Below are 8,964 nucleotides of genomic sequence, written 5' to 3'. Positions count from 1 at the left end.
TGACGGGCACACCGTCACCACCGTGCCGACCGGGCCGATGGCCACGGCGATCACGACCTTCGACCAGTCCCTGGCCCGCAAAGTCGCCGCCCGGGCCGAACATAACGAAGCCCGCGAACAGTGGAGAGCGACCACCCGCACCGCACTCGAACAACCACCCTTCTGACGCGAATAACTCCTTTCTCCATAGAAGATTGATGAGATTTGCGCGCATGACGTTCCTCCGCGCTGCTTTCGCAGCGTCCCTCGCCTCGTTCACAGCTCTCACCGCCCATGGCGGACGCCGATCCGACGATTTCCCAGCCGGCCACCGACCCCTTCTACGCCGCAGCATCCGCGATGGGTGTCCGCGTCATCGTCACCGGTCTCATCGGTCTGGGCACACCCGGCCAGCACACCTACGTCAACCACACCGAGGAGGGGCACGCCGCCCTGGACGCCGCCCGGGCCGGGCTCGCGTTCGCTGATGCTCCGGCAGATTCGCCCATCGCCTTCTACGAATACTCCCGGGGTGGCGGTGCAGCGGCCGGTGCCGCAGAACACGCGGCGTCCTACGCCCCGGAACTCGCTTCGCTGCAGGACCGGTACTTCAATGACAAAGGCCACGAATGCATCGGGGACCCGGTGGAGAGCTGGGAGAACACCGACACACGGACGCTGACGAAAGACGGCCGGTCCTTCTCGGAGATCGCCGAGCAGGATGCCCGGCTCCGGGATGTGCTCACCGGACCCCACTACAGCCTGGTATGCGGGCGCTTGACGCTCCCTTGCTTATCCTCAACACCGCCCATGACGACACCATCCCGTACGACCTGGCGCAGCAGCTCGCGCAGGACTACCGCGCCCTCGGCGGAGAGGTGGAGTTCGCCACAGACACCTTTCCGGAAATGATGCCGAAGACCGCACTCAACCACGCGGTACCGATGTTTTCCCAGGCAGATGAAGCCGAAGGCGATCCAGCCGATGAGGGTCCACCGCAGTGGCGCGGTGGAGGCCGAGGGGAAGTAGCTGAGGTCACGCAGCATGATGAGCAGCGCACCGATCGCCAGCCCCTTGCCGCCGAGTAGACCACCGAGACCGGAGATGAACCCACCGATGGCCATGGTGCCCAGGGCAATGGCGAGAGCTTCGGTCCAGTAGTTGCCCTCGAGGACGTTGAACAGCGGGCCGAGGACCAGTGCGGACGCCAGACCGGCGACCACGCCCGCGGTGATGATCGTTGCGAAGCGCATCCGGATGGTCTTGACGGCCATGAAGCCGACCATGGAGCCGGCAAGACCCGGAATCAGGGCAGCAATGACGGCCAAGTTGATCGCCGAAGCGTTCTTGCCACCGGGGACGACGTCGATGGTGGCGACATTCGCGTCCGGCTGGGCACCCATGCCGTCCGCCATCTGCGTGAGGAGCTGGGAGACCGAACCGACCGCGGACGTGGTCAAGGCACAGTTCCGCGCCGCCCTCGAGTCCGAGGACCGCCGGAAGGCACTCCAGCGCCTCGTCGCAGACCGCCTCGCGGCGACCGGTGAGCGGAATTCCCCGGATGACAACCGTCGGGTCCAGCTGCTCGCCGCACACCTCATGGGCGTCGGTGTCATGCGCTATATCCTGGAGTTCTCCCCGATCGCCGACCTCACACCCGTCATCGAGAGGTACCTTCCGTGACCTACCGCCCCTCCTCCGCACGCGGCGCACACCAGGAACGCGAATCCCTCGTGGACGCTGCCTGGCGCCATATCGCCGCCCACGGGACCGACCTTTCCGACAGCCTGACCATCGAGCAGATCGCTGCCGATGCGGGAGTGTCCGTTGGACGTCTCCGACACCACTTCCCCACCGGCCCGGACCTTGCGCTCGGCGTCGTCGACCTGCTGTACTCGCGGATGATGGCCCTGTGCCTCAGATACACCGACGGCTGGAACACGCGGCAGCAGGCACAGGTGACCTGGCGGAGCTTCGTCCACGATGTCTCGAGTCTCGGAATCGGGGACATCTTCGCGCGGATCACGTCGGAGACGGTCCGGGATCTGGGCCCGGAGCTCCGGTCCGCCGTCCTCCCCCGGCAGCAACGGATGAACCGGGAGATCGAGGCTGTCCTGAAGCGGTCACGGAACCACGGCCTGATCACCGACAACATCACCGGCCCCAGTTTCCTCATGGGGATCGCCATGATCTCCCGGCCGGTACCCACCCTGCCGGAGTCGATGAATCAGCGGCAACGCGGTTGGTTGACCGACATCTACCTGCGTGGCATGCGTCCGGAGTGAATCTCCCCCTGCACACAGCCGGTGAAAACAGATAGTATCCAGAACAACACCACACCCCATCACACCCATCAGGCGGAGGCGCCATGACCGTCGTTCTCTGGATCATCAACATCGTTCTCGCCGTCTCTTTCGTCGGCTCGGGACTGATGAAGATCGGTCGCGCCAAGGAGAACCTCGTGGATTCCGGCCTGGAATGGGCCGACAACTTCTCCGAGAACACCGTCAAGCTCATCGGCGCCGTGGAGTTCCTCGGCGCACTCGGCCTCATCCTCCCGATGGGCCTGGACATCGCCCCCGTCCTCACCCCGGTCGCCGCCGTCTGCCTCACCATCGTCATGGTCGGCGCCGTCATAACCCATGCCCGACGCGGTGAGTTCCCCGGGGCGAAGGGGTCCCCGCCCCTCGGTCTCGGCGTCCTCGCCGCGGTCAGTGCCGTTCTGGGGTTCGCCGCACTCTGAGCCTTGTAGAGTCACCGACCATGACAGTCATTCTCTGGATCATCAATATCCTGCTCGCCGTGGCGTTCCTCGGCGCTGGCGTCATGAAGGTCTCCCAGCCCAAGGACCGTTTGCAGGCCAACGGCATGAACTGGGTGGAGAACACCAGCCAGGGCGCGGTGAAGGCTCTCGGTACCGCCGAGATCCTCGGTGCGCTCGGCCTCATCCTCCCGAAGGCCTTCGGCATCGCCGCCTGGCTGACCCCGCTCACCGCCCTCTGCCTGCTGGGCGTCATGGTCGGCGCGGTGGCGACTCACCTGCGTCGGAAGGAGCAGTACTCCCAGGCACTGATCCTCGGCATTCTCGCCCTGGCCAGCACCGTCCTCGGGTTTGCGACTCTCTAGTCGTCATCACCTCGACGGCGGCGCTGCTCCCACAGCACCACCGCGGTGGAGCGGGGGACGTGGACGATCTCCCCGCCGCGGCGTCCCACCTGCTGCCGCAGGCCGTCGTTCTCGCGTTCGAGTTCCGCGACCCGCTGCTGCAGGTCGATGATCGCCTTGATGCCGGCGAGGTTGACCCCCTCGTCGTGACTGAGACGCTGGATCTCCATGAGCTGCCGGATGTTCTCCCGGGAGTAGCGGCGTCCGCCACCGCTGGTCCGCTCGGGACTGACCAGGCCCATCCGGTCGTAGGTCCGCAGCGTCTGCGCGTGCATGCCGGTGATCTCTGCGGCGACAGAGATCACGTAGACCTCACGGTCACCCGGATCACCTTTCCGCTTCTCCGCCATGTGCGCTCACCTCACTCCGTCAGTTTCCTGCCCAGTTCGCCCGCGGGTCGATACCGGACCTCTTCTCTTCCTCGGCGTAGCGGCGCAGTGCACTGGCCGCTCCCTCGTCGAGATGCTTCGGGACGCTGACCCGCACCGTGACCAGCAGGTCCCCGGAATTGCCGTTGCGCTTGGCGACGCCACGTCCGCGCACCCGCAGGGTCGTGCCGTCGGCGGTGCCCGCCGGGACGCGCACCCGGACCTTCGAGTCGAGGGTCGGCACGGTGACCGTGTCGCCCAGCGCGAGCTCCGAGAAGCTCACCGGGACGGTGATCTTGAGGTCGTCGCCGGAGCGGGTGAACAGGTCGTCGGCGCGGACGTGCACGGTGACGAAAAGGTCACCGGCGGCGCGTCCACGTTCCCCGGCCTCGCCCTGACCGGCGAGACGGACTTTCTGGCCGTCGACGACGCCGGCGGGGACGCGGACCGTGATGGTGCGCGTCCGGGTGACGCGACCGGATCCACCACAGTCGGTGCAGGGATCGTCGATCCGGGTGCCGGTGCCGTTGCAGTCCGGGCAGGGCCGGGAGAAACCGAAGGCTCCGCGGTTCTCGGAGACGAGGCCTTCACCGTGGCAGGTCGTGCAACGGGTCGCCGAGGTGCCCGGGGTCGCACCGGAGCCGCGGCAGGTGGTGCAGGGTGCCGGGCTGGTCAGCCGGATCGGGACGGTGACACCCTTGGTCGCCTCACGGAAATCAAGGGTGATCTCGGTCTCGACGTCGGCACCGCGGGTGCGTCGCGGGGCGCGGGTACGGTTGCCACCACCGGCGCCACCGCCGAACATGCCACCGAAGATGTCACCGAGATCGAAACTCTCGCTGGCACCACCGCCGAAACCGCCGCCACCGAAGCCGCGGGAGAAGCCGCCGCCCATACCGCCCATGCCACCCATACCGCTGGCGGCCATGGACTTGAGTTCGTCGTACTCGGCGCGCTTGTCCTTGTCACCGATGACCGAGTAGGCCTCGGAGGCGGACTTGAACTTCTCCTCCGCGACCTCGTCCCCGGGGTGCGCGTCGGGATGGTTGTCCCGCGCGATCTTCCGGTAGGCCTTCTTGATCTCGTCAGCGCTGGCCGAGGATGAGACGCCGAGGACACCGTAGTAGTCCTTGTCGATCCACTCCTTCTGTGCCACTGTGATGCGCTCCCTTCCCGCCTGTGATTGAAACTTGAGTCTAACACGCTAAGGTCTATCTCCTCCAACGCCCCGGGGGCGGGTGACATTCCCGGCCGGTAGGGTCATACGCATGTTCTTCAGAGGCCAACGGACACCACCCGACGACACCCCGGACACGATGTTCCCGCATTTGTCCCGGATCACCGCCGACATGCTCCGCGACGAGGCCCTCCGCGAACTCCACCGACTCGGGTTCACCACCACCTGGCGTCCTGACGGGTACATCTCCGCCACCCGCGGCGAGGAGACCGAACTCATCGGCCTCGACAACCTCTCCCTCCAGACCGCGCAGGCGGTCCAGGCCGGCGAGGACCTCACCCGCGAGGAGATCGCCGCCCAGGTCCACAACCTGCTGGACGCCATGTCCCACCGCATCGACCCCGCCGAGCTCTCCGAGGCCGACTTCCTCCGGCAGCTCAAGGTCCGCCTCGTCGCCGGGGACATGCTCACCCCGGTCTCCGAGCGGGACTCCCGGCAGTTCTCCCTGTCCACCCGGCCCTGGACCGACGATCTCGTCGTCTCGCTGGTCATCGACACACCGACCACCGTCATGACGCTGCCGGACAAGACCCTCGAAGCCCGCGGACTGACCTCAGAGGCCGACCTCGAGGACCTCTGGCACGCCGGCTACCGGAATCTCTGGCAGGAACTCACCGAGGCCGAGATCGACGTCAACGAGATCCACGGCGACGATCCCGGCGCGAACTTCTGGGTCATCGAGTCCGGGTCATTCTTCCTGGCGTCCGCCGTGCTCTTCCTCGACGAACTGCTGCCCGACTGGGCTCCCGACCTGGACACGGAGGCCGGGATCATGGTCTCCGCACCGCACCGGCACCTGCTCCTGGTCCGGGCGGTCACCTCCGGTCAGGACCTGCTCGCCGGGATCAACACCGTCACCTCCGTGGCGGTCGCCCAGTTCACCGAAAACCCGGGGCCGGTCAGCCCCAAACTGCACCTGATGCGGGAGGGCGCCGAGGTCCTGCCGTTCACGGACATCACCGACAACGATGACGGTCAACGCGTCATCCAGGTCTATCCGGACGCCTACCTCATGGACCGGATCAACGAAGGAAGAGACGAAGACTGACCCTATGCCCCCCTCCCCTCACACACGTTCCATCCACCGCCGGGTCTTCCTCGCCGGTGCCGGCCTGACCGGCACCGCCGCCGTCGGCGGACTCGCCGCCCTCCACTTCCTCTCCGACAGCTCCGACGACTCCGACGCGCCGGACACCCCTGCCGCCGTCGACCCCGGCGACCTGCAGCTGATCACCGGTGACGCCTCTCACCCCGGTCGCGTCACCGTGGCCACCGCCGACGGTCGCGAACTGGTGCACTTCGACGGGTACCGGTTCAGCGGCAACCTCGGCACCCGCGGCGCCACTGTGGACACCCCGTCCCCGGGCACCGTCCACGTGGACTTCGAGGTGCCTGAGGACGGCTACACCGCCGCTGTGACCTGGCGGGCGGTCGGCGGTACCGTCACCGGCGACTGGGCATTCACCCTGCCCGAGGACGCCGACGAGGACACCCTTTCCGGCGGACGGATCTGGCGAACCCTCGTCGACACCGACTCCACGGTCCATGTCCCGGCGTCCCGGTGGAACCGGGATCCCCGGGGCGGCGTCCCCTGGCTGGAACGTGTCACCGAACACCACTTCTGCGACTGGGCGGTGGATGACTCCCGGATCTGCGGCGTGTTCACCGCCGACGGTGCCGGCGACCAGAGCACCGCCGCGCTCAAGGTCCCCGCGCTCCGCGGTGACGACGGCATCTGGCGGGCCACCGTCACCTTCCGCGCCGACCTCACCGTCGCCGAGGCCCGGGAACTGGTCGAGGCAGGACGCCCGATGCTCGCCGGTGGCGTCCTCGGGCATCCCGGCCTGACCGAACCTTTCGTCGACGTGAAGGCTCCCGGAACCTACAGCGTCCTCAGCGAGGCCGGGCCACATCCGGTCACCGTCGGGGCCGTCGGACTCCCCGGTGACGCGCAGGTCGAGGTCGCCGCGTGGGATTTCGGCGGTGACGAGATCCACCGGTCGACCGTTGACGTCACGGTGCCGGACGGGGCACGGCACGGCGACGCACAGGTCGACATCGAACTGCCCGGCCCCCGGAACTGGGCCTGCGTCGAGGTGCAGTGCGGGGAGGTCTTCGCCCGGACCTCAGTCGCCGTGTGGCCGGAGCACGAGTTCGGCCCGGCGGACGGGTCGATCATCGGTCTGGGCGGGTTCTCCTCGTCCGGCGAGGGGCTCGAGTCCGTCGAGGACGAGCGGGCACTCTGGGCGCGGCTCGGCATCCGTCACCTGCGTAATCCCTGGCTGACGGCGGAGGAATCCACCGACCTGGGGATCCGCACCGCGGTCCAGCCCGCGGGCAGTCCGGGCACGTTCAGTGACCCGGACTCGACAGGTTTCGACGACTGGGCCGCCGAAAACCTCGACTGGGGACGCGAGGCAGGTGTCGACCACATCGAACTGCTCAATGAGTGGAACGGGAACGATTCCGCCAATATCACCGCCCTGGCCACCGAATACACCGACACCTGGCTGAAACCGTTCCGCGCGGCGATGGACCGGGACGGGACGGATGCTTCGCTCATCGCCATGGCCCTTGCCGGCTGGGACCCCGCCTTCCTCGACACCGTCCGCGACCGTGGCGGCTGGGAACTGCTCGACGGCATCGCCGAGCATGCCGGACGCGGCAACTACACCGCCGACTACGACGGTGGACGGTGGAACTTCCTCGGGCAGCTGCGCCGTACCCGCGCCTACCTCGACGGGAACCCCGGGCCGACGCAGCTGTGGCTCACCGAGGCCTACGCCTGTACGAAGCCCAACGGCTGGTGGTACGACACGGAACGCACCGCGGCGGACTCGGTCCTGCTCACACTGATGCTCTCCAAGGCACTCGGTGTCACCGGGACGCACTGGTTCCAACTCACCGACGGGGTGTGGCACGACAGGTACGGTGTCGGTCCGGATGATCCGGAGTTCCACTACGGACTGTTCCACGTGGACCGCTCACCGAAACCCCCGGCGGTGGCCTTCGCCCATGCCGCGGAGGTCCTCGACGGGGTGTCCTTCCTGGGATGGATCGAGTCACCGCATCCTGACCTGCGGGGACTGCGCTTCTCCCGGGACGGGGAGACGATCTGGGTGTTGTGGAGCCGGCAGGACGGGTACGTGACCAACGCGACCCGGACCGCCGACAGCTTCTTCCCGTTCCCGGAGGCGTGGGAGGTCCCGGAGGCAGCATCCCTGCAGGTCACGGTTCCGGACGGGGCAGAGTGCGCCGATGTCATCGGTCGGGAGGTGCCGGTCGACAGCGGAGTGGTGACGGTGACCGGTTCCCCCGTGGTGGTCCGCGGACTGTCTGCGGACGTTCCTGCTGGACCGGAGAGCGTCGACGGCGACGCGTCCGTCGCCCTGACCGGGGTGTCCGTGCGTCAGGAAGGAACCTCACTGGTCGTCGACGGCGACAACGCGACCGGTGGGACGCTGACCCTGCGCATCACCGGACGCCAGGTCGGGGGTGAGGTGACCGAGACGGAGCTGAAGGTGCCGGAGGGTGACTTCTCGGAGTCCGTGGATCTCGGAGAGGCGATGCCCTCTGACAGCTCCGCCGTGGGTGTGAATCCCGGGCAACCCCCGCAGGTGAGGATCCTCGCGGAGCGGAAGGAGAAACTGACCCCGGAGGCTGCGCAACCTCAGGTGTGGCGGGCGGAGTACTACCGCTGTGTGTGAACGGTGCCCGCTCTCCCCTCCCCTCTCCGTCCTCAAATCCTCACCTGCTCAGGTACGCCCGGCACCCACTCTGCGTATGTGAAGTATCAGGACATCGGTGACACTTCCCAGGGGTGACAGTGGTCTGCTTCGATCTCACCCATGGGGACATCCGGGCGGGTACGGTGAGCTGTCTGCAAACATGCAGGCGCGGACGTTGCACCCGTCGTTACGGTGGAACGCCTTATCTTCGGCGGTGGAGGTCAGCTCAACAAGCTGGGCAACGGCCCTGTCCACCGACTGCGGCGGGACCTCACGGAAGAACTCACCACCGGTCAGCATCACGAACAGGACGTTGCATCGACGCCGGGCCAGGAACATCTGGCCGTGCCCGCAGATCGTGGACAGGTAACTACGCTGCGTCAGGTTCCTCAGCAGCAGATTTGTTGAGCAGATTCATTTCGAACTCCACCGACGGCACGTACCCCAACGCGCCAGTGCAGTCACCGACCTTCAACCCCGCCCCAAC

At 67.2% G+C, this 8,964-nt stretch carries 9 protein-coding genes and 1 pseudogene; 7 read left to right on the top strand and 3 right to left on the bottom strand.

All coding sequences use genetic code 11. The annotated features are described in order from the left end of the window. Nucleotides 1-318: 318 nt before the first annotated feature. Nucleotides 319-567 (top strand): annotated as a pseudogene (locus Q0A27_RS03925) (lipase family protein); the annotation flags it as partial. 167 nt (nucleotides 568-734) lie between these two features. Here the strand turns inward: Q0A27_RS03925 and Q0A27_RS03920 are convergent. Further along, the gene (locus Q0A27_RS03920) at nucleotides 735-1,439 is read right to left on the bottom strand and encodes a hypothetical protein (protein WP_291473766.1); all 705 of its coding nucleotides are present in this window, start codon (nucleotides 1,437-1,439) and stop codon (nucleotides 735-737) included. Here Q0A27_RS03920 and Q0A27_RS03915 point away from each other — a divergent pair. From Q0A27_RS03915 to Q0A27_RS03900, 4 genes are all read left to right on the top strand, one after another. After that, nucleotides 1,432-1,662, top strand: coding sequence for a hypothetical protein (locus Q0A27_RS03915; protein WP_291473765.1), 231 nt, complete (start codon nucleotides 1,432-1,434; stop codon nucleotides 1,660-1,662). The genes Q0A27_RS03920 and Q0A27_RS03915 overlap by 8 nt on opposite strands. After that, complete coding sequence (locus Q0A27_RS03910) at nucleotides 1,659-2,264, top strand: TetR/AcrR family transcriptional regulator (RefSeq protein ID WP_291473764.1); 606 nt, start codon at nucleotides 1,659-1,661, stop codon at nucleotides 2,262-2,264. The genes Q0A27_RS03915 and Q0A27_RS03910 overlap by 4 nt, the downstream gene beginning before the upstream one ends. Before the next feature lie 83 nt (nucleotides 2,265-2,347). Next, nucleotides 2,348-2,722 (top strand): DoxX family protein, encoded by a 375-nt coding sequence (locus tag Q0A27_RS03905; protein WP_291473763.1) that lies wholly within the window; start codon nucleotides 2,348-2,350, stop codon nucleotides 2,720-2,722. 20 nt (nucleotides 2,723-2,742) lie between these two features. Then, on the top strand, nucleotides 2,743-3,105 hold the full coding sequence (locus tag Q0A27_RS03900; RefSeq protein ID WP_291473762.1) for a DoxX family protein: 363 nt from the start codon (nucleotides 2,743-2,745) through the stop codon (nucleotides 3,103-3,105). Here Q0A27_RS03900 and Q0A27_RS03895 read toward each other — a convergent pair. Both Q0A27_RS03895 and dnaJ read right to left on the bottom strand, forming a co-directional pair. Continuing rightward, the gene (locus tag Q0A27_RS03895) at nucleotides 3,102-3,494 is read right to left on the bottom strand and encodes a helix-turn-helix transcriptional regulator (protein WP_291473761.1); all 393 of its coding nucleotides are present in this window, start codon (nucleotides 3,492-3,494) and stop codon (nucleotides 3,102-3,104) included. The genes Q0A27_RS03900 and Q0A27_RS03895 overlap by 4 nt on opposite strands. 19 nt (nucleotides 3,495-3,513) lie before the next feature. Continuing rightward, on the bottom strand, nucleotides 3,514-4,668 hold the full coding sequence (gene dnaJ / locus Q0A27_RS03890; protein WP_291473760.1) for a molecular chaperone DnaJ: 1,155 nt from the start codon (nucleotides 4,666-4,668) through the stop codon (nucleotides 3,514-3,516). Nucleotides 4,669-4,780: 112 nt separating this feature from the next. Between dnaJ and Q0A27_RS03885 the strand changes: the two genes are divergently transcribed. Both Q0A27_RS03885 and Q0A27_RS03880 read left to right on the top strand, forming a co-directional pair. Continuing rightward, nucleotides 4,781-5,797, top strand: a complete 1,017-nt coding sequence (locus tag Q0A27_RS03885; RefSeq protein ID WP_291473759.1) for a hypothetical protein — start codon at nucleotides 4,781-4,783, stop codon at nucleotides 5,795-5,797. 4 nt (nucleotides 5,798-5,801) lie between these two features. Beyond that, a complete protein-coding gene (locus tag Q0A27_RS03880; RefSeq protein WP_291473758.1) occupies nucleotides 5,802-8,456 on the top strand; it encodes a hypothetical protein in 2,655 nt (884 codons plus the stop codon). The last annotated feature ends 508 nt before the right edge of the window (nucleotides 8,457-8,964 follow it).

Source organism: Corynebacterium sp., assembly GCF_022712275.1.
Lineage (GTDB): Bacteria > Actinomycetota > Actinomycetes > Mycobacteriales > Mycobacteriaceae > Corynebacterium.
This window is presented reverse-complemented; position numbering and strand designations above follow the sequence as displayed.